The sequence below is a fragment of the Nocardioides sp. genome (assembly GCF_036405735.1).
GTDB lineage: Bacteria > Actinomycetota > Actinomycetes > Propionibacteriales > Nocardioidaceae > Nocardioides.
Window position 1 is genome coordinate 25,550 of the sequence record NZ_DASWXC010000002.1, and the last position, 22,907, is coordinate 48,456.

Here is a 22,907-nt window from a genome sequence, read left to right on the forward strand (position 1 = left end):
GTCTGGATCGGGGGGAGGGACGCGCGGTCGTGCGCGCCGGAGCCAACGTTACCCCTCGGTAACAACGGCGCGTCCGCCCGCGGCTGTGGCACTGCTCACGCGGGCCGGCGAGGCGGGCCCGCCGAGCCGTCCTCGCGTGCGGCCGGGGAATATCGTTGCCCCCGGGAGCGCTGGCCCAACGCCGGGTCCGAGGAAGGGAGCGAGCGCGATGGCGAAGTCCAAGCTGGTGCATATCGTCGACGAGGTGCCGGCGCTCGACGGCGCCGAGGACATCGAGGGTCCCCTCGTCCTGGTGGTGGTGCTCGACGGCTTCCTCGACGCCGGCAGCGCGGCGAACCGCGCCGCCCGCCATCTGGTCGAGGTGTCCACCGGCCCGGCGCCGGTGGTGGCGACCTTCGACGTCGACGCGTTCCACGACTACCGGGCGCGGCGGCCAGCGGTGACGTTCGCCCGCGACCACTACGAGGACTACGACGCCCCACGGCTGGTGGTCCGGATGCTGCGCGACGCCGGCGGGACGCCGTACCTGCTGCTGCACGGCCCCGAGCCCGACAACCGCTGGGAGGCGTTCGCCCGTGCCGTGCGCGCCGTCGTCGAGCGCTTCTCCGTTGACCTGGTCGTCAGCCTCGGCTCGGTGCCGATGGCGGTGCCGCACACCCGTCCGATGACGCTGACCCATCACGCGAACAACCCCGACCTGGTCACCGTCGAGAGCCCGTGGACCGGCGAGATCCGGGTGCCGTCGAGCGCGCAGGTGCTCGTCGAGCTGCGGCTCGGGGACTGGGGCCACGACGCGCGGGGGTTCGTCGCGCACATTCCGCACTACGTCGCGCAACTGGACTACCCCGCCGCGGCGGTCGCGCTGCTCGAGCAGCTCGAGCTCGCCGCCCGGCTGACCATCGACCTGACCCGGCTCCGTGAGGAGGCGGCGGAGCGGGACGGCGAGATCGCGCGCTACCTCGAGGAGAACGACGAGGTCGCCGACGTGGTGCGGGCGCTGGAGCGTCAGTACGACGCCTTCGCGCGGGCCGAGGAGAGCGGCTCCAACCTGCTCGCCACCGACCAGCCGCTGCCCACGGGCGAGGAGCTGGGCCGAGAGTTCGAGCGGTTCCTGGCCGGCCTCGAGGGTCCGGACGACGACGCGCCCGGAAGTTCACAAGGAGGATCCAAGGCGTGAGCAACGACACCACCGCGGCGATCGAGGCGCTGGTCGCGCTGCTCGACCTCGAGGTCGTCGACGACGACCTCTACCGCGGCCACTCGGTCGACAACGGCCGCGGTCGCTCGTTCGGCGGTCAGGTCGCCGCGCAGGCGCTGATGGCGGCGACGCGCTCGACGGAGGAGCCGTTCTTCGTGCACTCGCTGCACTCCTACTTCCTGCTGCCCGGCGACCCGACGATGCCGATCGTCTACGACGTGCAGCGGATCCGCGACGGCCGCTCGTTCCTCACCCGCCGGGTGTCGGCACGTCAGCACGGCCGGCCGATCTACTTCCTGACCGCCAACTTCCACAAGCCCGAGGACGGGTTCGAGCACCAGGACGCGATGCCGGAGGTGATCGCGCCGGAGCAGGGCATGGACATGATGGAGGTCTTCGCCAAGCGCGAGGACGCCGAGGGCCGCGCCTTCGCGAAGGAGTGGGCGGCGGTCGAGGTCCGCGCGGTCGGCAACTCGCTGCTCGGCCTGCCGAAGGACCCGGAGCGGCCCGCGAAGCAGCGGGTCTGGCTGCGGATCGCCGGGCGGCTGCCCGACGACGCCGCCATCCACCGGGGCGCCTTCACGTGGGCGAGCGACATCTCGCTGCTCGGTGCCTCGTTGGCCGCCCACACGCTCGAGCACGGCAAGGTGCAGATGGCCTCGCTGGACCACTCGATCTGGTTCCACCGGCCCTTCCGCGCCGACGAGTGGTGGCTCTACGACCAGATCTCGCCGTCGGCGCAGGGCGGCCGGGGCCTCTCGATCGGCCGGGTCTTCACGCAGGACGGCACCCTGGTCGCGACGGTGGCCCAGGAGGGCATCATCCGCCCGCCGCGTCCCTCGCTGGTCGAGTAGCCCGAGCGAGGAACGAGCGAGGGCGTATCGAGACCTAGAGCGTCGTCGCCCGGCCGACCAGGTGGACGGTGTCCGTGCCCTGCTTGGTCAGCGTGAAGGCGTACCCGTCGTCGAGCTCACGGGACCCGAAGGCCACGGTCGACGGAAGGAAGACGGGCTTGCGGAACGCCACGTCGACGCGTACGGCGGCCGGAAGCCGGTTCTCCAACGCGGCGACGCAGCGCGCGAGGGTCCACATGCCGTGCGCGATCTGCCGGTCGAAGCCGAGCGCCTTGGCCGTGAGCGGGTAGAGGTGGATCGGGTTGTAGTCGCCCGAGACGGCTGCGTAGGTGCGGCCCAGGTCGGCCGGCAGCCGCCACGCGGTGCCCCCGGGATCGACCTCGGGGAGCTGCAGGCCCCAGGGGGCGGAGTCGTCACCCTTGCCGCGGCGCAGGTAGGTCGAGGTCGACTCCCACACGAGCTCGGCGCCGGCATGGGCGGTGGTGACCAGCTCGAAGATCGTGCCCTTGGGATGCGGCGCGGCGGGGCCGACGGTGGTGGTGACGTCCAGGCTCTCGCCGACCGTGATGGCGCGGTGCCGGGTGATGGAGTTCTCCAGGTGCACGGTGCCGATGGCCGGCGCCGGGAAGGCCGGATCGGTGAGGATGGCCATGTGCAGCGGGAACGCCAGCATGTGCGGATAGGGCAGCGGCACCTCGTCCTTGACGGGGAAGCCGCACACCGTCGCGTAGGCGTCGGCGTGCGCGCGGTCGATGGCAACCGTCGGCCGGGTGACGGTGAGGCCACCGAACGGCGCGCCGCTCTTGCGCACGCCCGGCAGCCGCCCGACGAGCGGCAGCGACGGGAGCGCGGCGCGGGCCAGGAGTCCGATGCCCGCCTTGCCGCTCACGACGCGGGCGTCGCCGGTGTCGGTCCCGGGCGCCATCACGCCCCCAGCATCATCTGGCCGCAGACCCGCACCACGTTGCCGTTGACGGCCGTCGAGGCGGGGCTGGCGTACCACGCGATGGTCTCGGCGACGTCGACCGGCAGGCCGCCCTGGGCCATGGCGTTGAGCCGCTGCCCGACCTCGCGGGTGGCGAACGGGACGGCGGCCGTCATCTGCGTGATGATGAAGCCGGGCGCGACCGCATTGACCGTGATGCCGGCGGCGTCCTGGGCCAGCTCGCGGCTCAGCGCGTCGACCAGGCCGATCACGCCGGCCTTCGAGGCGGCGTAGCTGGTCTGGCCCACGTTGCCCGCGATGCCGGCGATCGACGCGACGCCGATGATGCGGCCGTTGGGGTTGACGACCTGCTGCGCGAGCAGCTCGGCGGTGATCAGCTCCGGCGCCTCGACGTTGATCGCCAGCACCTTGCCGAAGCGGTCCGGGGTCTGGTTGGCGAGCTTCTTGTCCAACGTGACGCCGGCGTTGTGCACGACGACGTCGACGCCGCCGTGCTTGTCCTTCAGGTGCTGGGCGATGCGCTGCGGGGCGTCGGGAGCGGTGATGTCGAGCGTCAGCCAGTCGCCGTCGAGCTCGGCCATCACCCGCTGCAGGTCGTCGGCGGCCTGGGGGACGTCGAGGCCGACGACGCTCGCGCCGTCACGGTGCAGGACCCGGGCGATCTCCTCGCCGATGCCACGGCTGGCGCCGGTGACGAAGGCGACCTTGCCCGCCAGCGGGGCCCTCCAGTCGGCCACGGCCGCGGCCTTCTGCTCCTGGTGGGCGCCGATGCGGACGACCTGCCCGGAGACGTACGCCGACTTCGGGCTGAGCAGGAAGCCGAGCGTCGAGAGCAGCGAGCCCTCGTACCCCTCGGCGACGTAGACCAGCTGCACGGTGCCGCCGTTGCCGATCTCCTTGCCGAGGCTGCGGGTGAAGCCCTCGAGCGCACGCTGCGCGACGCGCTCGCGACCCTGGACCAGCTCCGGCGGCGTGCCGACGACGACGACGCGCGGGCACCCGTCCAGGCTGCGCAGGACCGGGGTGAAGAACTCCTGCAGCTCGACGAGCTCGGCGACCGTGCTGAGGCCGGTGGCGTCGAAGACCAGGCCCTTGTAGCGCTGGCCGTCGACCTGGCCGGTCGCGGTGGTCACGTCGAGCTCGCCCAGGAGGCCGGGCAGCTCCTCGGCCAGGCGGCCGCGGCCGCCCACCAGCACGGTGCCGCGCACGAGCGGGTCGCCGGCGGCGTACCGCTCGAGCTTCGCAGGGCTGGGGAGGCCGAGGTTCTTGGCCAGCATCCTGCCGATCGAGGACTGCGTGAAGCTCTGGTACTTGTCGCTCATCGTGGTTCCTTCGTCGTCCGTCGGGCGCTGCGCGTCGATGGGAGGGGGTCGCCCAGGATGATGTAACTAGAGGTGTAACTCAGTGTCCACACTTCGTGGCCTGCCTCTCATACGCTTCTCTCACCGACCCTCGGAAGCAAGGATGGACGTCATGACTGAGCTGAACCAGGGCACCACCCGTCGCGTCGCGATCCTCGGCGGCAACCGGATCCCGTTCGCCCGCTCCAACACCGCCTACTCCCACGCCTCGAACCAGGACATGCTGACCGCTGCCCTGGACGGGCTGGTCGAGCGCTTCGGCCTCGAGGGCCAGCAGGTCGGCGAGGTCGTCGCCGGTGCCGTGCTCAAGCACAGCCGCGACTTCAACCTCGCCCGTGAGTCGGTGCTCGGCTCCAAGCTGTCGCCCTCGACGCCCGCGACCGACATCCAGCAGGCCTGCGGCACCGGCCTCCAGGCGGCGATCTACGTCGCGAACAAGATCGCCCTGGCGAGGATCGACTCCGGGATCGCCGGCGGCTCCGACACCACCTCCGACGCCCCCATCGCGGTCGGCGAGGGGCTGCGCAAGGCGCTGCTCGAGGCCAACCGTGCCAAGGACCTCAAGGGCCGGCTCAAGGCGCTCGCCGCGATCCGCCCGAGCGACCTGGTCCCCAACATCCCGCAGAACGGCGAGCCGCGCACCGGCCTGTCGATGGGTGAGCACCAGGCGCTGACCGCACTGGAGTGGCAGATCACCCGCGAGGAGCAGGACGAGCTCGCGGCCCGGTCGCACCAGAACCTCGCCCGCGCCTACGACGAGGGCTTCCTCGACGACCAGATCACGCCGTTCCGCGGCCTGGAGCGCGACAACAACCTCCGCCCGGAGTCGTCGGTGGAGAAGCTCGCCAAGCTCAAGCCCGTCTTCGGCAAGGGCGAGGCGGCCACGATGACGGCCGGCAACTCGACGCCGCTGACCGACGGCGCCTCGGTGGTGCTGCTCGGCTCGGAGGAGTGGGCGGCGGAGCGGGGCCTGAAGGTGCTCGCGTACTTCGCCGACTACGAGACCGCGGCGGTCGACTACGTCCACGGGGGCGAGGGGCTGCTGATGGCGCCGGCGTACGCCGTGCCGCGGATGCTCGCGCGCAACGGCCTGACGCTGCAGGACTTCGACTTCTACGAGATCCACGAGGCCTTCGCCTCCCAGGTGCTCTCGACGCTCAAGGCGTGGGAGGACCCGATCTTCTGCAAGGAGCGGCTGGGCCTGGACGCCCCGCTCGGGTCGATCGACCGCGCCAAGCTCAACGTCAACGGCTCCTCGCTCGCCGCCGGACACCCGTTCGCCGCCACCGGCGGTCGCATCGTCAACGTGCTGGCCAAGCTGCTCGACCAGAAGGCCGAGTCGACCGGCACGGGCGGGCGCGGCCTGATCTCGGTGTGCGCCGCGGGCGGCCAGGGCGTCACGGCGATCGTCGAGCGCTGAGCGCGGCGTCCCGCGCCTGACCGGGCCTGACCGGGGCCGCTGATTCAGCGGCCCCGGTCAGGGGTACCTGAGGCCGTGTGGTGGACCTCGTGGGGACAGTCGGTGCCGTGATCGCGGATCGGTACGTCCTCGGCGAGCAGCTCGGGTCGGGCGGGACCGGCACCGTCCACCGTGCCCACGACCTCGTGCTGGAGCGCGACGTCGCGATCAAGCGGCTGCGACCCGGCACCGACGAGAGCGCCCGCGCCCGGCTGCGCGCCGAGGCCCGGCTGTGCGGCTCGGTGTCGCACCCCGGCATCGCCCAGGTCTACGACTACGGCGAGGAGTCGGGCGTCGACGGGGAGGTGACGCCGTACCTCGTCATGGAGCTCGTCGAGGGGGTGCCGCTGCGTCAGGTGCTGCGCAGCTCCGGACCGCTGCCGCCCGAGCGCACCATGGCGATCGTCGCGCAGCTCGCCGACGCCCTCGCCGTGGCGCACGCCGCCGGCATCGTGCACCGCGACGTCAAGCCGGGGAACATCCTGCTGCGTCCCGACGGCGCCGCGGTGCTGGTCGACTTCGGGATCGCCCGCAGCCACGACCTCGAGCCGCTCACGCTGACCGGGACGATCATCGGGACGGTCGACTACATCAGCCCCGAGCAGGCAGCGGGGGAGGGCGCCACCGCCCGCTCGGACCTCTACTCGCTCGGCATGGTCGCCTACGAATGCCTCACGGGCGAGCGTCCGCTGCGCCGAGAGACGCAGGTCGGCACGCTGCTCGCGCACCTCAACGAGGACGCCCCTCCGCTGCCGGACACGGTCCCGGCGCCGGTGCGCTCGCTGGTGCAGGCCCTGGTCAGCCGTGATCCCGCCGCCCGTCCGGCCGACGCCGCCACCACCGCCGCGCTCGCTCGTGCGGTCGCCGGTGAGCCGGTCACCGTGACGCTGCCCGCCGCGACCGGGTCCGCGGTGTCGCGTCGGAGTCGCGCGTGGGCCGCGCTCGCGGTCGCCGCGGCGGTCATCGTGGCGCTGGGCGTGCTCCTGGGCCGCGGTGACCAGGTGCCCCGGGCCGCGGTCGGTGCCGAGGCGACGCCCTCGCTGGCCGTCCCGGTGACGGCGACGGTGCGGTCGGCGGCACTGGTCGGCCGGCCGTACGGCGAGGTCGCTCGTGAGCTGGACGCCGCCGGGCTGGTGGTGCGGCCGATGGTGGCCGACGGCGAGGGCCACGACAGCTGGCTGGTGACCAGGGTGGCGCCCCAGGGGACGGTGCCCCTCGGCTCGACGATCCAGCTGTGGGTCGAGCCCGCCCCGGTGCCGCTCGCCCCTACGGCCGAGCAGACCACGAAGGCGTCCGATGGGACGGCGGACCAGCCCGCTCGGACCACGAGGAAGACCGACGACAGGTCCGCGAGCAAGTCGGACGGCAAGGGCGGCGGCAAGGCCAAGGGCAAGAGCAAGGGCGCCCGGAAGTAGGGACCGGAACTCAGGACCGGGAGTAGCGCCCGAGACCGGCGGCCGGGTCAGCCGGCCGCGAGGGCGAGGGCGGCGGTGACGAGGTAGTCGCGCACCTGGTCCGGCGAGACCTGGCCGACCGTCGGGACGCCCGGGGCCGACTCGGTCACGAGGATGCCCACCCGCGCCAGCTGAAGTGCACCGAGACCGCTGGCGTAGAGCGTGTTGGCGAGCAGCTCTGGGTCCTCGACGCGGAACTCGCCGGCCTCGTTGCCGTCGCGCAGGATGCCGGTGAGGATCGTGAGGCAGCCGGTCATGCCCCGACCGAGGCGCAGCAGCGCGCTCTCCGAGATCTCGTCGAGCAGCTCGGGACCGCTGCGCCGCATCAGCGCCTGGGCGCAGTCGGAGAAGGCGGGGTGCGCGACGCCGTACTCCACGAAGGCACTGACCGTCGCCGCCAGCCGGTCCCTCGCGCTCCCGCCGCGCCCGTCGGCCTGCCGCAGGGCGTCACGCAGCTCGTCGAGGTAGCCGACGAGGGTGAGCGCGAAGAGCTCCTCCTTGCCGGTGAAGTGCCGGTAGACGATCGCCCGGTTGATCCCGACAGCCCGCGCGACGTCCTCGATCTGCGCGTCACGCACCCCCCGCTCGTCGAAGAGCCGGCGGGTGGCGGCGATGATCTCCGCCTCGCGGGCGCGTCGCCGCGCGGCCGCCGCCGAGCGGCGGCCGTCAGTCTCCGGGGCGCGCGTGGTCATGGTCCGATCGTACGGCGTGTGCCACCCGCAGTTGCGCTCGACGGGCTGGGTGGGACCCGGCCTCAGCTGTGGCAGGCCCGGGTCCGGAGCAGCACCTCGCAGGCGAGCGGCACGTCGTCGGTGGTGACGATGTCGGTGCCGAGGCCCGCCACGCGGGCGATGTCGCCGACGCTGTTGACCGTCCACGCGGCGGCCAGGACGGCCTCCCCGACGACGTCCACCGCGTCAGGCGTCCTCGGGCCCCACAGGCTCTCCTTGATGTGGATCTGGTTGGTCCAGGAGACCGTCCGCAGGTCCAGACCGGCGCGCTCCATGACGACAGCCACCTCGACGCCGTCGGGCCGCGCGTCGGCCAGCGCCTCGGTGGGCGCGGTGCCGCGCATGTCGTTGAGGTACCGCGCGGCGCCCTCGTCGAACGTCATGACGATGGCCTTGTCGTCCCGGTCGTCGTCCGAGACCCACTCCGGGTAACGCGCCTGCACCCGGTCGTAGAACTCCAGCAAGCGGCTCTGGTCGGCCTTGTCCGCGTTCGCACCCGAGAGCTCCTTGACCTCCAGGATGAGGCGGCCGGCGTAGCCCGAGACGCGGACCAGGTCCAGCGCCTCCTCCATGGTCGGGATCCGGCAGGGGTCGGTGGGGAGCGAGGCGATCGTGCAGGCGAACCGCGGGTGCTTCCAGGACCCGGCGTCGAGCGTCTTCACCTCGTCGATAGTGAACGTGTTGACGCCGTCGTTCTCGCGCCCTGGGAACTTCGTCTCGACGTCGGTGGTCTCCTTGAAGCTCCCGTTGTGCAGCAGGATCCAGGTTCCGTCGAGCGGCCCCTCGGGGCCATCAGGGTCCTTGGTCTTGCGGAAGTCCAGCTCGATGAAGTCGGCCTTCTGGTCGATCGCCTCCTGGATCGCCGGCAGGGTGTTCTCCGGGTGCGTCGCCGACGCGCCGCGGTGGGCGGCCACCAGGACCGTCGCGGCGCCCAGCGCCGCCGTGCGGGCGGTGCCGGTCACCATCGGCGCGGCGCCGCGGGCAGCGGCGGTGACCGCCCGGAAGCCCAGCCAGGCGCGGGTGGGGGAGACGTAGGAGAAGCGCGCCTGGCCGTTGCCGTCCTGGACACCCGTGGCGACCCGGCTCCAGGTGCCGGCGACGAGCGCCTGCAGCTCGACGGGACGCCCCGGCCGGGCGGGGCTGAACCGGGCGGTGACGGTGACCGGCGTACCGGCCCTGACCGTCGGCGGAACGCCGACGACACCGGACTGCGCCTGTCGGATGAGGGTCACGGCCCGGGTCGTCCGCTGCTTCCACGTGCGGCCCCTCTTGAACCGCGGCGCCACGACCCGCCACCGCGCCGTGGTCGTGGGCTGACGCACGCTGAACCGGTAGCGGCCGAGCTTGCCGGTGCCCCGGGTCTGGACGGTGCGCCACGCACCCCGGTGGAGACGCTGCAACCGGATCTTCCGCGGCGTGCTGCGGCCCAGCGAGCCGCTCAGCGTGAAGACCTCGTTGAGGATCGGCCGCGTCACGCTCGGCTTGGGCGCGGGAACGAACACGACAGCGTTGGCCGGGGCCACCCACACCAGGCCGGAGAGCAGTCCGACGCAGAGGGCGAGCCCGAGAGGCAGGATCCGGCGAGGCATGTCCAGCACCCTAGGCGGACCCTCGGAAGGTAAAGAAAACCTCGCGTGGCCGGCGTGTCCCCACCGCCGCTGCGGCGTCAGCTCCCGAGCATGGCCCGCAACGTCGCGATCGTGTCGGCCTCGTCGGGGCTCTTGTCGTCGCGGTAGCGCACGACCCGGGCGAACCGGAGCGCGACGCCGCCGGGGTACCGCGTCGAGCGCTGCACGCCGTCGAAGGCGATCTCGACCACCTGCTCGGGCCGGACGGTGACGACCCAGCCATCGCTCGGGCCGATGGCCAGCTTCGTGAACCGCTCGGTCTGCCAGCGCAGCATCTCGTCGGTCATCCCCTTGAAGGTCTTGCCGACCATCACGAGGTCGCCGGTCTCGGGGTCCCGCGCGCCGAGGTGGATGTTGGACAGCCAGCCGCGCCGCCGGCCGGAGCCGTGCTCGACGGCGAGCACCACCAGGTCGAGGGTGTGGACCGGCTTCACCTTGACCCACCCCGCGCCGCGTCGACCGGCCTCCCAGGGTGAGCCGAGACTCTTGACCACGACGCCCTCGTGTCCGGCCCGGATCGCCTGCGCCGCGAACTCCTCGGCCGCCTCGGCGTCGTCCGTGACCAGCCGCCCGACCCGGTGCTCGGGCGGGACCAGCGCGTCGAGCACCGCGAGCCGCTCCGCCAGCGGTTCGTCGATCAGGTCGCGGCCGTCGACGTGGAGCACGTCGAAGAAGTACGGCGAGAGCGCCGACTCCTTCGAGGCCGAGTCCTGGAACATCCGCGGCCTCCCGTCGTCACCCACCCACAGCGCCTCCCCGTCCAGCACGACCCGCGACACCGGCAGCGACCGCGCCACGGCCACCACCTGCGGCAGCCGCGCCGTCAGGTCGTCGAGGGTCCGCGACGCCACCACGACGTGGTCGCCGTCCCGGTGCACCTGGATCCGGATCCCGTCGAGCTTGGTGTCCACCGCGACCCGAGCGGCGGCCTTGGCCACCGCCTCGGTGACGGTCGACGCCGACGAGGCCAGCATCGGCAGCACCGGACGGCCGACCTCCAGGCCGACCTCACCCAGCGCGTCCGCCCCGGCGAACGCCCGGCCGGCGACCGCGACCGTCGAGCCGGCCAGCATGGCGGCCCGGCGTACGGCGGCCAGCGGCACCCCGGCCGCGACGGCGAGCGCCTCCTGCACCAGTGAGTCCAGTGCGCCCTGCCGCACCTCGCCGGTGACCAGGCCGCGCAGCCATGCCTGCTCGGTGGCCGTGGCCCGGCCGAAGAGGTCGACGACGGCGGCCGCCCGCGCGCCGGCCGAGCCGGGCCCCGACAGGGCCGCGATCCGGTCGAAGGCGGCGTGCACGTCGGCCACGGACAGGGTCGGGGCGTCCGCGGGCGGCGGCAAGGTCGCCAGCGAGCGCCAACCGAGGCCGGTGCGGCGCTGCAGCAGCGAACCGCCGAGGTAGGCGGTGACCACCTCGAGCTCCTCGGGGGCGGCCTGCGCGAGCCGCTCGGCGAGGGCCGCGACCTTCGCCTTCCGCGAGCGGGTGGCCGCGACCGCGGCCGAGGTGGCGACGACGTCGGCGAGGTGCATGTCCCCAGCATCACGTACCGTCGCAACGTGCCCGAGCCATCCCTCACGCAGACCTGGCGGTTCGGCCGCCCGGTCTCGCTGGGCAGGATGCTCCTCGGCCGCCGACGTGGACCCGGCGACCCGACGTACCGCCTCGAAGGGGCGGCGCACTGGCGCGGGATCCGCACCCCCGACGGACCCGCGACCCTGGCGCTGCGCGGCCCGGGCGGCCCCGGTGACCTTGGCGACCCTGGTGGCACCGTGCATGGCGAGGCGTGGGGCCCGGGTGCCCGTTGGGCGCTGGCGTCGGTGCCCGGCCTGCTGGGGGAGGACGACGACCCCGCCGCCTTCACCACCGACCACCCCGTGCTCACCGCGGCCCTGCGCAGGGTCGGCGAGGTGCGGATCGGCCGCAGCGGCCTGGTCATGGAGTCCCTCGTGCCCGCGGTCATCGAGCAGAAGGTCACCGGACAGGAGGCGTTCGCGGGCTTCCGCCGACTGGTCCGGCGCTTCGGAGAGCGCGCCCCCGGTCCCCACCCCGACCTCTGGGTCCAGCCGGACGCCGCGACGATCCGGGCCGTGCCCAGCTGGGAGTGGCTGCAGCTCCACGTCGACCCGGCCCGCTCCCGCGCGCTCGTCACCGCCGCGCGCGTGGCCGACAGCCTGGAGCGGACCGTCGGCCTGCCCGGCGACGAGGTCGAGCGTCGGCTCACCTCGCTGCCCGGCATCGGGGTGTGGACGGCGGCCGAGGTCCGCCAGCGGGCGCACGGCGACCCCGACGCGGTCAGCTTCGGCGACTACCATGTCGCGAAGGAGATCGGCTGGGCCGTCGAGCGTCGCGACTGGGACGACGCCCGGCTCGCGGAGTTCCTCGAGCCGTTCCGGCCGCATCGCGGCAGGGTCGCCACCCTGCTCCTGCTCGCCGGTCCGCGTCGGCCGCGCCGCGGGCCACGGATGGCACCGCGCACCCACCTTCCCGCGCGCTGACCTGCCCCGGTACCCCGTTCCGGGCGTAACCCCACGCTGTGAGCGCCGTTACAGGTGTGTCGGTGGAGACGCCCGGGGAAGAGGGAGCTGTCGTGCGCATCAAGGTGGTCGTTCGCACCCGGGTCACCGGGGCGGCCCAGTGACGTTGGTCGACCGGGCGCGGGCCGGCATCGTCACCAGCGGGCAGCTCGTCGTGCTCGGGACCGAGGCGTCGTACGCCGCGGTCACCGACATCGCCCGGCGCCGCTTCAGCTGGACGGAGTTCCTGCTGCAGGCGTGGTTCATGACGAAGGTGTCGCTGCTTCCCACGATCCTGGTGGCCATCCCGTTCGGCGTCATCACCTCGGTCCAGATCGGGGCGGTCGCCTCGCAGATCGGCGCGAACTCCTTCAGCGGCGCCGTCAACGGCATCGGCGTGCTGCGCCAGGGCGCGCCGCTGGTGACGTCCCTGATGATCGCGGGGGCGGTCGGCTCGGCGATCTGCTCCGACCTCGGCGCCCGGCAGGTGCGCGAGGAGATCGACGCCCTCAAGGTCATGGGCATCTCGCCGGTGCAGCGGCTGGTCGCGCCGCGAGTGGTGGCCGCCCTCGTGGTCGCCGTGCTGCTCACCGTCATCGTGGCGATGACCGCGATGGTCACCGCGTTCGTGATGAACGTCGGCAGCGGCAGCATCTCCGCCGGCACCTACATCGACTCGTTCGTCAGCTTCAGCCAGCCGATGGACCTGGTCCTCGCCGAGCTCAAGGCCCTGATCTTCGGCTTCATCGCCACGATCGTCGCGGCCCACAAGGGGCTCAGCGCGAGCGGCGGCCCCAAGGGCGTCGCCGACGCGGTCAACCAGGCGGTCGTGCTGAGCGTCATCCTGCTCGCCGTCGTCAACGTGGCGATCACCCAGGCGTACTCCATGCTCGTCCCGGCGGGGGCGGCCTGATGGCCCGCACCTGGCTCGTCGCCGGCGCCGCCGACGGCGTCGTCGACGCCTTCGCCACGCTCGGCGACTTCGCGTCCTTCGCGGCCCGGACGCTGCGCAGCGTCCCCTCGACCCTCCGGCTCTACCCCGCGGAGACGCTGCGCCAGCTCAAGGACATCGCGTGGGGCAGCGGTGCGCTGCTGGTGGGCGGCGGCACGGTCGGCGTCATGGTGCTGCTCTCGATCGCGGCCGGCACCTCCCTCGGCATCGAGGGGTTCAACGGCCTCGAGCTGGTCGGCCTGGCGCCGCTCACGGGCTTCATCTCCGCCAGCGCCAACACCCGCGAGCTCGCTCCTCTGATCGCGGCGCTCGCCCTCGCCGCGCAGGTCGGCTGCCGGTTCACCGCACAGCTCGGCTCGATGAAGATCCACGAGGAGGTCGACGCGCTCGAGGTGATGGCCGTGAGCCCGATGCGCTACCTGGTGGCCACCCGCGTCGTCGCCTGCATGGTGGCGATCCTGCCGCTCTACCTGATCGGGCTGATCGGCTCCTACGTCGCCTCGCAGTGGTCGGTGGTCTACCTGTTCGGCCAGTCGCCGGGGCAGTACGACCACTACTTCTCGACGTTCGTGCAGGGCCGCGACGTCTGGTACTCCGTCATCAAGATCCTGGTCTTCGCCCTCGTCATCACCCTCATCCACTGCTGGTACGGCCTGCGGGCCGGCGGTGGTCCGCAGGCGGTCGGCGAGGCGACCGGGGCGTCGATCCGCGCCAGCATCGTGGTCGTCATCTCGCTCAACATGCTGATGACGCTGGTGTTCTGGGGCGGCGACCCGGGCTTCCGGATCTCCGGGTAGGGGAGGAGCGCCGATGCTGATGCCCGTCAAGCGGCCCCGCGGCCCGGTGCGCAGGGACCCCACCCGCCACCAGTACGCCGCCCGCGGACTCGCCGTCGTGGCCTCGATGCTGCTCGTGCTGGCCGTCGTCCAGCTGCGCTCCAGCGGCGCCTGGGGCGGACCGCCGCAGGTGAGCGCCGAGCTCCGCAACGCCGGTGGCTCGCTCGCCAAGGGCTCCGACGTCAAGGCCCACGGCGTCATCGTCGGCCGCGTCGCGACGATCGGACGGGGTTCCGACGGCGGCGTACGCGTCGAGATGACCATGGACGAGGACCGGCTCGGTGAGGTGCCCGCCGACGTCGTCGCCAGGATCCTGCCGGCGACGGTCTTCGGCACCTCGTACGTCGACCTGCGGCCGCAGTCGACGCCGGCCGGCACGGCGAGCGTGACCGCGTTGCGTCCCGGCGCTGTGGTGCCGGCCGACAGCGCGCAGCAGACCCTCGAGCTGCAGCAGGCCCTCGACGACATCGACCGGCTCGTCAAGGCTCTGGGCCCGGCCGAGCTGGCGACCACGATCGGGGCCGCGTCGGTCGCGCTGCAGGGCCGGGGCGAGCAGCTGGGCGCCATGGCGGAGCGGCTCGACGGCTACCTCGCCAGGTTCACCCCCGAGCTAGCCACCGTGCGGGCCGACCTGGCGAAGCTCGCCGACGTCCTCGAGGTGGTCGACGAGATCGCGCCCGAGCTGCTGGACGCCACCGACGCCGGTCTCGTCGCACTCGACACCCTGGTCCGCCAGCGCGACGACCTCGAGGCGATGCTCGTCAACGCCACGAGCCTGGCCAAGGCGGGCAACGCGTTCCTGGCCCAGAACACCGAGCAGCTGACGCGCTTCATCCAGAACGGCTACCGCCTCATCGACGCCGTGCACGACAACCGCGCCTCCGGCATCACCGCGGCGATCCGCGCCAACCAACGCATCGCCGGCATCGTCGACCAGGCGGTCGACCAGGGCTATCTCAAGGTCGACAGCACGCTGCGGCTGACCGCGCCCGGCTACTACGGCGCCGGCGATCGCCCCCGCCACGGAGGTGCGCAGTGACCGGCATCCGCGTCGTCGCCCTCAAGTTCGCCGCCTTCGCCCTCGCCGCGGTCCTGCTGCTGGTGCTGCTGGTCAACACCATGACCAACGGGGTCGCCGGCGACACCACGACCTACCTGGCCCGTTTCACCGACGTCAGCGGGCTGCGGGTCGGCGACGACGTCAAGGTCGCCGGCGTGCGGGTGGGGCGGGTCGACGGCATCGCGGTCCGCGGCGACGGCGCCGAGGTGGCGCTCGAGCTCGACGCTGACCAGCCCCTGCTGGACAACACCCGTCTCGTCATGCGCTACCAGAACCTCGTGGGCCAGCGGTACCTCGCGATGGTGCAGCCCGAGGAGCGGGGCGGACGGCTCGAGGCAGGGGCCACCATCCCGGCCGAGCGCACCGACCCCGGCTTCGACCTGACCACGCTGCTCAACGGCTTCCGCCCGCTCTTCGAGGTGCTGCAGCCCGCCGACGTCAACCAGCTCGCGACGTCGATGGTCAAGGTGCTACAGGGCGAGGGCGGCACCGTGGAGCAGCTGCTGACGCAGACGACCTCGCTGACCCGCTTCGTGGCCGAGCGCGACGAGGTCATCGGGCAGGTGCTCACCAACCTCACGCCGGTGCTGCAGAACCTAGCCGGTCAGGGCGAGGAGCTGAGTGCCACCGTGGTCGAGCTGCGGCGGCTCATGCAGGGCCTGGCCGCCGATCGGGAGTCGATCGGCGCCTCCGTCGACGGCGTCAGCAAGCTCATCGGCTCCACCTCGCAGCTGTTGCGGGAGAGCCGGCAGCCGCTGGTCGGCTCCGTTCGGCAGCTGCGCACCGTGGCACGGATGCTCGACGCGACCCGGGCGAAGATCGTCGCCGCCCTGGACGCCTACCGGGTCGCGTTCGGCGGACTGGGTCGCGCGACGTCGTACGAGAACGCCGTCAACGTCTACCTGTGCACGCTCAAGGTCGCTCTCGGCAGCGGTGACGGCCTCAACCCCGCGGGCCCCGACCCCCGGCGCTCGGAGGTGTGTCGATGAAGCCGCTCGCGGAGCGCGACCCGTTCAGGATCGGGCTGGTGGCGCTGGTGGTCGTCGGGCTGCTCGGCGCGCTGGTCGTGGGGTTGTCCCGGGCCTCGTTCGGGACCCGCAGCTACACCGCCGTGCTCGAGCACACCGCGGGTCTGAGGGCGGGGGAGTCGGTCGAGGTCCACGGCGTCATCGTCGGCAAGGTGCGCGAGGTGCGTCTCGTCGACCGGTTGGTCGAGGTGACGTTCACCGTCGACCGTGGCCTCGAGCTCGGCGCCCTGTCGTCGGCCTCGGTCAAGGTCGCCACCCTGCTCGGCACCCACTACCTCGACGTCGACCCGGCGGGCGGTTGCTGCCTGGCCGGACCCATCCCGTTGGAGCGGACCACGGTGCCCTACAACCTCCAGGACGTGCTCGACGAGGGCGCCGGCAAGCTGCAGGAGCTCGACCCGGTGGTGCTGGCCCGGGCGCTCTCGGCGATGGCCGACACGCTCGGCACCTCCGCCGAGGAGATCGGGCCGGCGCTGCAGGGCGTCGCCGCCCTGTCCGAGGTGGTCACCCGCCGGGGCGCGCAGGTCAGCGCCCTGCTGGCCGCGGCGCGCAGCGTCAGTGACCAGCTCTCCGCGAGCAGCCCCGACCTGGTCGAGCTGATGCAGCAGTCGAACCTCGTCATCACCGAGCTGACCAGCCGCCGGGAGGCGATTCACACGCTGCTGGTGGAGACCACGGCCCTGTCCGAGGCACTCAGCGCCGTCGTCGACCAGACCAAGAACGATCTCAAGCCCGCGCTGACGCACCTCAACCGCGTGATCGCCACGCTCAACGACCAGGACGAGAAGCTCACCCGCACGCTCGACGCGATGGCGCCCTCGGTGCGTTACGTCGCCAACGCGCTCGGCAACGGCCCGTGGCTCAGCCTCCACCTGCCGGCGCCGGCCCTCCCGGCCGACGACAGCCGCTGCGGACTGGGGGACTGCCGATGAGGTCCCTGCTGACGCGGAAGCCGCCCCGGGCGGGGATCGCCGGGCTCGTCGCTGCGCTCGTGATCGCCGGCGCGGCTGCCGTGGGACTGCCCGGCGGGTCGGAACCGATGACGGTGACGGCGTACTTCCCGGACTCGGCCGGCCTGTTCGAGGGCAACGACGTCGGCATCCTCGGCGTCACCGTCGGAACGGTGACCGACATCGAGCCCGACGGCGGTCGGGTCAAGGTGACCCTGGAGGTCGAGCCCGGTCATGACGTGCCCGCCGACGCCGGCGCGGCGGTCGTCGCGCGGTCGGTCGCGACCGACCGGTACGTCGAGCTCACGCCGGTGTACTCCGAGGGACCGCGGATGAGCGACGGCGCCACCATCCCGGTCGAGCGGACCCGCACCCCGGTGGAGTTCGACGAGGTGCTCGAGACGCTCAACGAGTTCGCCACAGGCATCGCCGGGAGCGAGGAGTCCGCCCAGGCGGTGCGCCGCATCGTCGACTCGGGAGCGGCCGCGCTGGCCGGTCAGGGGCAGCAGCTGCACACCACGATCGACGCCCTGGGCAGCGCCGCCGACACCGTCGCCGGCCAGAAGGACGACATCGTGGGCACGCTGACCTCGCTGAACACCCTCGTCGGGCAGGTCAACGCCAACGAGACCACCGTGCGCACCTTCGTGCGGCAGGTCGCCGAGGCGAGCTCGCTCCTCGCGAGTCAGCGCCAGGAGTTCCGCGGCGCGCTGCGCTCCCTCGACCGGGCGGTCACGACGGTCGCCGACTTCTCGGCCAAGAACCGTGCCGACATCGTCAGCACCCTGGACCAGTCCTCGGCGCTGATGAAGACCCTCACCGACAAGCAGGCCGAGCTCGCCGAGCTGCTCGAGGTGATGCCGGTGGTGATGGAGAACCTGCAGCGGGCCGAGACCGGCGGCGCGCTGCCCGCCCGCGTCGACCCGCTCGTGCTGGCCCCTCTCGGCAACGAGCTGGCCCGGCTCTGCGAGCAGCTGCCCCTCAACCTGTGCGAGGTGCTCGACGGCACCAACGCGCTGTCGGACCTGGGTGAGCTGCTGGGGCTCTCGAACGCTCTCGGACGGGAGGCACCGCGATGATCCGCACGATCCTGCGGCGATGCGCGCGCGGCATCGCGGCCGCAGCGACCGCCCTCGCCCTGGCTGGTACGTCGGCCTGCTCGACCACCCTGCGCGACGTGCCGCTTCCCGGCAGCGGTGTCTCGGGGGACACCATCGAGGTCACCATGGAGTTCGCCGAGGCGCTCAACCTCGCCGAGGGCGCTCCGGTGAAGATCAACGGCGTGAACGCCGGCAAGGTCAAGGACGTCACCGCCCGGGACTTCCGCGCCCGGGCCCGCGTCGTGCTGCACAGCGACGCCGCGCTGCGGCGGGGCGCCACCGCCCGACTGCGCTACACGACGCCGCTGGGGGAGCTCTTCGTCGACGTCACCAACCCTGCGGAGGGCGCCGCGGTCCGCAACGGGGAGATGCTCACCCTCGCCGAGACGAGCACGGCCCCGACGGTCGAGGACGCCTTGGCGCAGGCCTCGCTGCTCATCAACGGCGGTGGGCTCGCGCAGCTGCAGACGGTGACCGAGGAGCTCAACGCCGCCCTCGGTGGGCGTGAGGGGTTGTTCAAGGAGCTGCTGCAGGACACGACGACGTTCCTCGAGCAGGCCAACGCCACGACCGCCGACATCGACCGTGCGCTCGACGCGCTGAGCTCGACGTCGCAGACGCTCGCGGCGCGCAAGGAGACCATCGACCGAGCGCTGCGGCAGATCCGGCCCGCCGCGCAGGTGCTGCGCGAGGAGACGCCGAACTTCACCGCGCTGCTCGCCGAGCTGCGCCGGTTCGCCGACCAGGCCAACACGACGGTCGGTGCCACGCGCGACGATCTGCTGCTCACCATCCGGGAGGTGGAGCCGGTGCTCGCCGAGCTCGCCGCCAACGAGGGCGGCTGGGAGGGCTCCCTGGACCAGCTCGCGCGGCTCGCCGAGCAGATCCAGCACGCCGTGCCCGGTGACTACCTCAACGTCCACCTCGACCTGCACGTCTCGGCGGCGGACCTGCTCGGCGCGGTCTCCGGCCCCGGCTCCAGCTCCGGTTCCGGCTCCGGCACGGGCTCCGATGGTGGCTCCGATAGTGGCACCGGCTCGGGTGGCCTCCTCGGGGGCGGCCTGCTTCCCGGCCTGCTGCGCACGCCCACCACCGACGCCGGGGAGGCGACCCGATGAACCTTCTTCGCGCCCTGCTGGCCAACCGGCTCTACCTCAGTGCGATCGGCGTCGGCCTGGTCTTCGTCGTCGCCGTCGCGTACCTGTTCGCCGCCGTGCTGGACCAGCCGCTGACGGCCCGGCCAGACCGGGTGACCGTCGAGCTGGCCGGCACCGGGGGACTCTACGAGGGCTCCTCGGCGACGTACCGCGGCGTCAAGGTCGGCAAGGTGACCGACATCGAGCTGACGCCGAGCGGCGTCGAGGCGACGGTCGCGCTCACCAGCGGCGTCCCCATCCCGGCCTCGGCGTTGGCGAAGGTCCGCAGCCTCTCACCGGTCGGGGAGCAGTACCTCGACCTGCAGCCGCAGGACGAGAGCGGGCCCTATCTCCACGACGGCAGCCGCATCAGGGCCGCCTCGACCGACCTTCCCAAGAGCCTCGGCTCCACGGTTGTGGCGGTCAACGACGTGCTGCGCCAGATCGACGACGCCAAGCTGCGCACCGTGCTCTCGGAGCTGGCTACCGGCCTTGACGGCAGCGGTGAGGAGATCGGGCAGATCGTCGACCAGGGAGAGCAGATCCTGCAGGCGCTGGACCAGGCCTGGCCGGAGACCAGGAGCCTGATCCGCGGCTCCGGGACCACCTTGGACATCCCGACGTCCCAGGCCGGCGACCTGCGCGAGCTGGCGACGTCGGCCAACGAGTTCGCGCAGTTTCTCGAGGAGTACGACCCCGAGCTCAGCCAGCAGCTGAGGAGCTCGCCGGCGCAGCTGAGGGAGATGAAGGCCCTGGTCGACGACTGGGCGACCGTGCTGCCGCGGTTCTTCCCGACCTTCACGCGGTTCGCGCGGATCATCACCACCCACGACCCGCAGTTCCGCTCGGTCCTCCGCAACTACGCGCCCGGGATCGACACCCTGGGCAAGCTGCTCAGCGGCGGCAGCCTCAGGCTGCAGCTGATCGCGGACAAGGACGCGCGCTGCCGTTACGGAACGACGGCTCAGGACCCGCGCTCCACCCAGCGTCGGGAGCTGCAGGGCGGTGGCCGGTGCGCCGCCGGGTTCGAGCGGCTGCAGCGGGGCGCGGCCCACGCGCCGGGGCCGGTGCCGGCGCCGTAGTCAGAGGAACGGGCGCAGCGGGGTCAGCACGAACTCGGTGAACTTCCGGTGGAGGTCGCGCGCCTCCCACTCGCTGCTGGTCAGCTCCAGGGCGTTGGACTCGTCGAGCTCGAAGATCTCCTCGAGCACCGTCGCGAAGGCCTCGTCGATCACCTCGACGTTGATCTCGAAGTTCCCGGTCAGGCTCATCCGGTCGATGTTCGCGGTGCCGACGGTGGTCCAGGCGCCGTCGATGGTGGCGGTCTTGGCGTGCACCATCGCGTCGCGGAAGCGGAAGATCCGGACGCCGGCCTCGAGCAGCTGGGAGTAGTAGCCGCGGGAGATCCAGTCGGCGACGATGTGGTTGGACTTCAGCGGCACCAGGATGCGTACGTCGACGCCGCGGTGGGCGGCGTCCCGCAGCGCGTCGACGAGATCCTGGTCGGGCAGGAAGTAGGCGTGGGTCAGCCAGACGTTCTTCGAGGCGCGGTTGATGGCCTCCAGGTACATCGCCCGGATGGGGAACATCAACAGCCGCGGGACGTTGCGGTGGAACCGGATCTGCGGCTCCCAGGTCGTGGACATCTCCAGCAGCAGCGGCCGCAGGCTCGGGCTGAAGAAGCGACGGCGGTGCAGGTTCCAGAAGTCGGCGAAGGCGCGCTTGAGGTCCCACACGCCCGGTCCGGTGATGCGCACGTGCGTGTCGCGCCATTCGGTGGCGTAGGCGGTGCCGATGTTGTAGCCGCCGACGAACCCGGCGTCCTCGTCGACGACGAGGATCTTGCGGTGGTTGCGGCCGTAGCGGCGCAGGTCGAAGAACCGCCAGCCGGCGCCGTACACGGGGTAGCGCAGCACCCTGACCTGCGGTGGGAAACGCTTGAACCTCGGGGAGACGACCAGGTTGGCGAACGCGTCGTAGATGACGTAGACGTCGACGCCGCGGTCCGCTGCGGCGATGAGCGCCCGCTTGAACCGCTCGCCGATGGCATCGCCCTTCCAGATGTAGGTCTCGAAGAGGATCTGTCGCTGCGCGCCCTCGATCGCGGCCAGCATGTCGTCGTACAGGTCGGCACCGAAGGTGTACGTCGTGATGGTGCCGTCGCCGACCGGTGTGCTCTTGGGCGGCAGGGTCGGGAAGGGCTTGGACCGGCGGCCGCGGCTGCGGTAGGCGTCCACGATGCTCATCACGACGGCCAGCGCCGCCGGCACGCCGAAGACCACCAGCAGGGTCCGGCGCACGAACAGAGCCAGGTGATCGACCGAGAGCAGGGATCGTCGGCGCACGGGGTCAATGTAGTGGGCGCTCGTTAGGGTCGGCCCATGAGTGCACCCAGGCAGCCCGTGCCGTTCGAGGTCTACGCCGAGGGTGTCTACCTGCATGGCACGAAGGCCGACCTCGTCGCCGGCGACCTGCTCGTGGCGGGCCGGGAGTCGAACTACGAGGCCGGCCGGCTGATGAACTACGTCTACTTCACCGAGACGCTCGATGCCGCCGTCTGGGGCGCCGAGTTCGCACTCGGCGACGGCCCCGGCCGGATCTACCTGGTCGAGCCGACGGGGGAGTTCGAGGACGACCCGAACGTCACCGACAAGAAGCTGCCGGGCAACCCGACCCGGTCCTTCCGCAGCCGCCACCCGCTGCGGGTCGTCGGCGAGGTGACGGACTGGGTCGGGCACTCGCCCGAGCAGCTGCAGGCGATGCGCGAGGGGCTCGCGGCGCTGCGGGCGCGCGGCGAAGCGGTCATCTACGACTGATCGGGGCGCGAACGCCGGGCGGGGTCGGTTCAGCCCGTGTCGTGGAGGTCGGGCGAGACGTCGCGGGTGGTGTGGCGGTCTGTGAGGAACTGGTGGCCGTGGGGGCTGGTCCAGAGGTGTTCGGCTGGGCCGAGTCTGGTGTAGGTCCAGGTGGTGTGGGTCTTGGTGCGGTGGTGGCGTCGGCACAGGGGTGCGAGGTTGTCGCTGGCGGTGGCGCCGCCGGTGGCGTGGGGGTGGATGTGGTCGAGGTCGAGGTTGTCGGCGGGGCGGTCGCAGTGGGGGAAGGCGCAGGTGCGGTGCAGGGCCACGGTCTGCTCGCGCAGGGTGGTCGAGGGCTGGTAGCCGGTGCTGGTCACCAGTGCGAGCAGGTCGATGACCGGTTTGACGGTGATCTCGGCGTCGGGGGTGGCGCACCATTGCTGGACCTGTTCGACGGTGACCGGGCCCAGCGGCCGGCCGGTGGGGGTGGCCAGGGTGGCGATGCCGTCGCCGCAGCCGTGCAGGGCGGTGTCGGTGAGGCTGACGTGCAGCACCACCTGCCGGCGCCGTCCGCTGCTGGTCGCGCGAGGCTGGTCGGGCTGGTCGGGCTGGTGGGGTAGTTCGCCGCGGGCCAGCAGGCCCAGGGCCTTGGCGCGGCGGATGTCGAGGGGGTCGGTGTCGCCCGCGGTGGCCAGGCTGGCGGCGATCTGGGCCAGGATCGTGTTGAGCTCGAGGGCGTCGGCGGCGTCGACGACCGCGTCGAGGCGGCCGGTGGCCAGAATGCCGTCGGGGACGTGGTTGAGGGTGACGCGGGCGTGGCGGGTCTCGAGGTCCTCCAGCGCGCGTTGGGCGGCGGTCTCGGGGTCGAACCGGACGATCGCGTCGGCCACCAGCCGGTCCAGGGTG

The 22,907-nt window shown here is 72.4% G+C and carries 21 protein-coding genes; 14 read left to right on the top strand and 7 right to left on the bottom strand.

Annotated elements, in window-relative coordinates:
- The first annotated feature begins 208 nt into the window (after positions 1 to 208).
- Both VGE38_RS00120 and VGE38_RS00125 read left to right on the top strand, forming a co-directional pair.
- Positions 209 to 1,177 carry a proteasome assembly chaperone family protein gene (locus tag VGE38_RS00120; RefSeq protein ID WP_331140494.1) on the top strand — a complete coding sequence of 323 codons (969 nt, stop codon included), beginning with the start codon at positions 209 to 211 and terminating at the stop codon, positions 1,175 to 1,177.
- Complete coding sequence (locus VGE38_RS00125) at positions 1,174 to 2,052, top strand: acyl-CoA thioesterase (protein WP_331140495.1); 879 nt, start codon at positions 1,174 to 1,176, stop codon at positions 2,050 to 2,052. The genes VGE38_RS00120 and VGE38_RS00125 overlap by 4 nt, the downstream gene beginning before the upstream one ends.
- Before the next feature lie 34 nt (positions 2,053 to 2,086).
- Here the strand turns inward: VGE38_RS00125 and VGE38_RS00130 are convergent, their stop codons facing one another.
- Both VGE38_RS00130 and VGE38_RS00135 read right to left on the bottom strand, forming a co-directional pair.
- The gene (locus VGE38_RS00130; RefSeq protein WP_331140514.1) at positions 2,087 to 2,977 is read right to left on the bottom strand and encodes a MaoC family dehydratase; all 891 of its coding nucleotides are present in this window, start codon (positions 2,975 to 2,977) and stop codon (positions 2,087 to 2,089) included.
- On the bottom strand, positions 2,977 to 4,320 hold the full coding sequence (locus VGE38_RS00135; protein ID WP_331140496.1) for a 3-oxoacyl-ACP reductase: 1,344 nt from the start codon (positions 4,318 to 4,320) through the stop codon (positions 2,977 to 2,979). Before VGE38_RS00135 ends, VGE38_RS00130 begins: the two co-directional genes overlap by 1 nt.
- Before the next feature lie 151 nt (positions 4,321 to 4,471).
- Here VGE38_RS00135 and VGE38_RS00140 point away from each other — a divergent pair, with 151 nt between their 5' ends.
- Together VGE38_RS00140 and VGE38_RS00145 are read left to right on the top strand one after the other, a co-directional pair.
- The gene (locus VGE38_RS00140) at positions 4,472 to 5,779 is read left to right on the top strand and encodes an acetyl-CoA C-acetyltransferase (protein ID WP_331140497.1); all 1,308 of its coding nucleotides are present in this window, start codon (positions 4,472 to 4,474) and stop codon (positions 5,777 to 5,779) included.
- 107 nt (positions 5,780 to 5,886) lie between these two features.
- Positions 5,887 to 7,233 carry a serine/threonine-protein kinase gene (locus VGE38_RS00145; protein ID WP_331140498.1) on the top strand — a complete coding sequence of 449 codons (1,347 nt, stop codon included), beginning with the start codon at positions 5,887 to 5,889 and terminating at the stop codon, positions 7,231 to 7,233.
- Between the two features lie 47 nt (positions 7,234 to 7,280).
- Here VGE38_RS00145 and VGE38_RS00150 read toward each other — a convergent pair whose 3' ends face one another.
- The 3 genes from VGE38_RS00150 to VGE38_RS00160 all read right to left on the bottom strand — a co-directional run bounded on the left by VGE38_RS00150 (position 7,281) and on the right by VGE38_RS00160 (position 11,160).
- Positions 7,281 to 7,964: a TetR/AcrR family transcriptional regulator gene (locus VGE38_RS00150; protein ID WP_331140499.1), complete on the bottom strand. Its 684-nt coding sequence runs from the start codon at positions 7,962 to 7,964 to the stop codon at positions 7,281 to 7,283.
- A 62-nt stretch (positions 7,965 to 8,026) separates the two neighbouring features.
- On the bottom strand, positions 8,027 to 9,592 hold the full coding sequence (locus VGE38_RS00155) for a glycerophosphodiester phosphodiesterase (protein WP_331140500.1): 1,566 nt from the start codon (positions 9,590 to 9,592) through the stop codon (positions 8,027 to 8,029).
- A 77-nt stretch (positions 9,593 to 9,669) separates the two neighbouring features.
- Entirely contained in the window at positions 9,670 to 11,160 is a 1,491-nt protein-coding gene (locus VGE38_RS00160; protein WP_331140501.1) for an ATP-dependent DNA ligase, read from the bottom strand.
- Between the two features lie 27 nt (positions 11,161 to 11,187).
- Here VGE38_RS00160 and VGE38_RS00165 point away from each other — a divergent pair, with 27 nt between their 5' ends.
- The 9 genes from VGE38_RS00165 (at position 11,188) to VGE38_RS00205 (ending at position 20,288) form a co-directional block, all read left to right on the top strand.
- Positions 11,188 to 12,126 carry a DNA-3-methyladenine glycosylase family protein gene (locus tag VGE38_RS00165; RefSeq protein ID WP_331140502.1) on the top strand — a complete coding sequence of 313 codons (939 nt, stop codon included), beginning with the start codon at positions 11,188 to 11,190 and terminating at the stop codon, positions 12,124 to 12,126.
- Positions 12,127 to 12,265: 139 nt separating this feature from the next.
- Positions 12,266 to 13,057 carry an MlaE family ABC transporter permease gene (locus VGE38_RS00170; RefSeq protein WP_331140503.1) on the top strand — a complete coding sequence of 264 codons (792 nt, stop codon included), beginning with the start codon at positions 12,266 to 12,268 and terminating at the stop codon, positions 13,055 to 13,057.
- Positions 13,057 to 13,893: an MlaE family ABC transporter permease gene (locus tag VGE38_RS00175; protein WP_331140504.1), complete on the top strand. Its 837-nt coding sequence runs from the start codon at positions 13,057 to 13,059 to the stop codon at positions 13,891 to 13,893. Before VGE38_RS00170 ends, VGE38_RS00175 begins: the two co-directional genes overlap by 1 nt.
- A gap of 13 nt (positions 13,894 to 13,906) precedes the next feature.
- Positions 13,907 to 14,971 carry an MCE family protein gene (locus VGE38_RS00180; RefSeq protein ID WP_331140505.1) on the top strand — a complete coding sequence of 355 codons (1,065 nt, stop codon included), beginning with the start codon at positions 13,907 to 13,909 and terminating at the stop codon, positions 14,969 to 14,971.
- Entirely contained in the window at positions 14,968 to 15,981 is a 1,014-nt protein-coding gene (locus tag VGE38_RS00185; RefSeq protein WP_331140506.1) for an MCE family protein, read from the top strand. The genes VGE38_RS00180 and VGE38_RS00185 overlap by 4 nt, the downstream gene beginning before the upstream one ends.
- Positions 15,978 to 16,952, top strand: coding sequence for an MCE family protein (locus VGE38_RS00190; protein ID WP_331140507.1), 975 nt, complete (start codon positions 15,978 to 15,980; stop codon positions 16,950 to 16,952). The genes VGE38_RS00185 and VGE38_RS00190 overlap by 4 nt, the downstream gene beginning before the upstream one ends.
- Positions 16,949 to 18,049, top strand: a complete 1,101-nt coding sequence (locus tag VGE38_RS00195; protein ID WP_331140508.1) for an MCE family protein — start codon at positions 16,949 to 16,951, stop codon at positions 18,047 to 18,049. Before VGE38_RS00190 ends, VGE38_RS00195 begins: the two co-directional genes overlap by 4 nt.
- The gene (locus tag VGE38_RS00200) at positions 18,046 to 19,188 is read left to right on the top strand and encodes an MCE family protein (protein WP_331140509.1); all 1,143 of its coding nucleotides are present in this window, start codon (positions 18,046 to 18,048) and stop codon (positions 19,186 to 19,188) included. The genes VGE38_RS00195 and VGE38_RS00200 overlap by 4 nt, the downstream gene beginning before the upstream one ends.
- The gene (locus VGE38_RS00205; protein ID WP_331140510.1) at positions 19,185 to 20,288 is read left to right on the top strand and encodes an MlaD family protein; all 1,104 of its coding nucleotides are present in this window, start codon (positions 19,185 to 19,187) and stop codon (positions 20,286 to 20,288) included. The genes VGE38_RS00200 and VGE38_RS00205 overlap by 4 nt, the downstream gene beginning before the upstream one ends.
- Here VGE38_RS00205 and VGE38_RS00210 read toward each other — a convergent pair whose 3' ends face one another.
- Positions 20,289 to 21,551 carry a phospholipase D-like domain-containing protein gene (locus VGE38_RS00210; RefSeq protein ID WP_331140511.1) on the bottom strand — a complete coding sequence of 421 codons (1,263 nt, stop codon included), beginning with the start codon at positions 21,549 to 21,551 and terminating at the stop codon, positions 20,289 to 20,291.
- A 36-nt stretch (positions 21,552 to 21,587) separates the two neighbouring features.
- On the opposite strand from VGE38_RS00210, the gene arr reads away from it, so the two are divergent.
- A complete protein-coding gene (arr, locus tag VGE38_RS00215) occupies positions 21,588 to 22,022 on the top strand; it encodes an NAD(+)--rifampin ADP-ribosyltransferase (protein WP_331140512.1) in 435 nt (144 codons plus the stop codon).
- A 29-nt stretch (positions 22,023 to 22,051) separates the two neighbouring features.
- On the opposite strand, the gene VGE38_RS00220 is transcribed toward arr, so the two are convergent.
- A partial coding sequence (locus tag VGE38_RS00220; RefSeq protein WP_331140513.1) for an HNH endonuclease signature motif containing protein occupies positions 22,052 to 22,907 on the bottom strand: 856 nt, incomplete at its 5' end.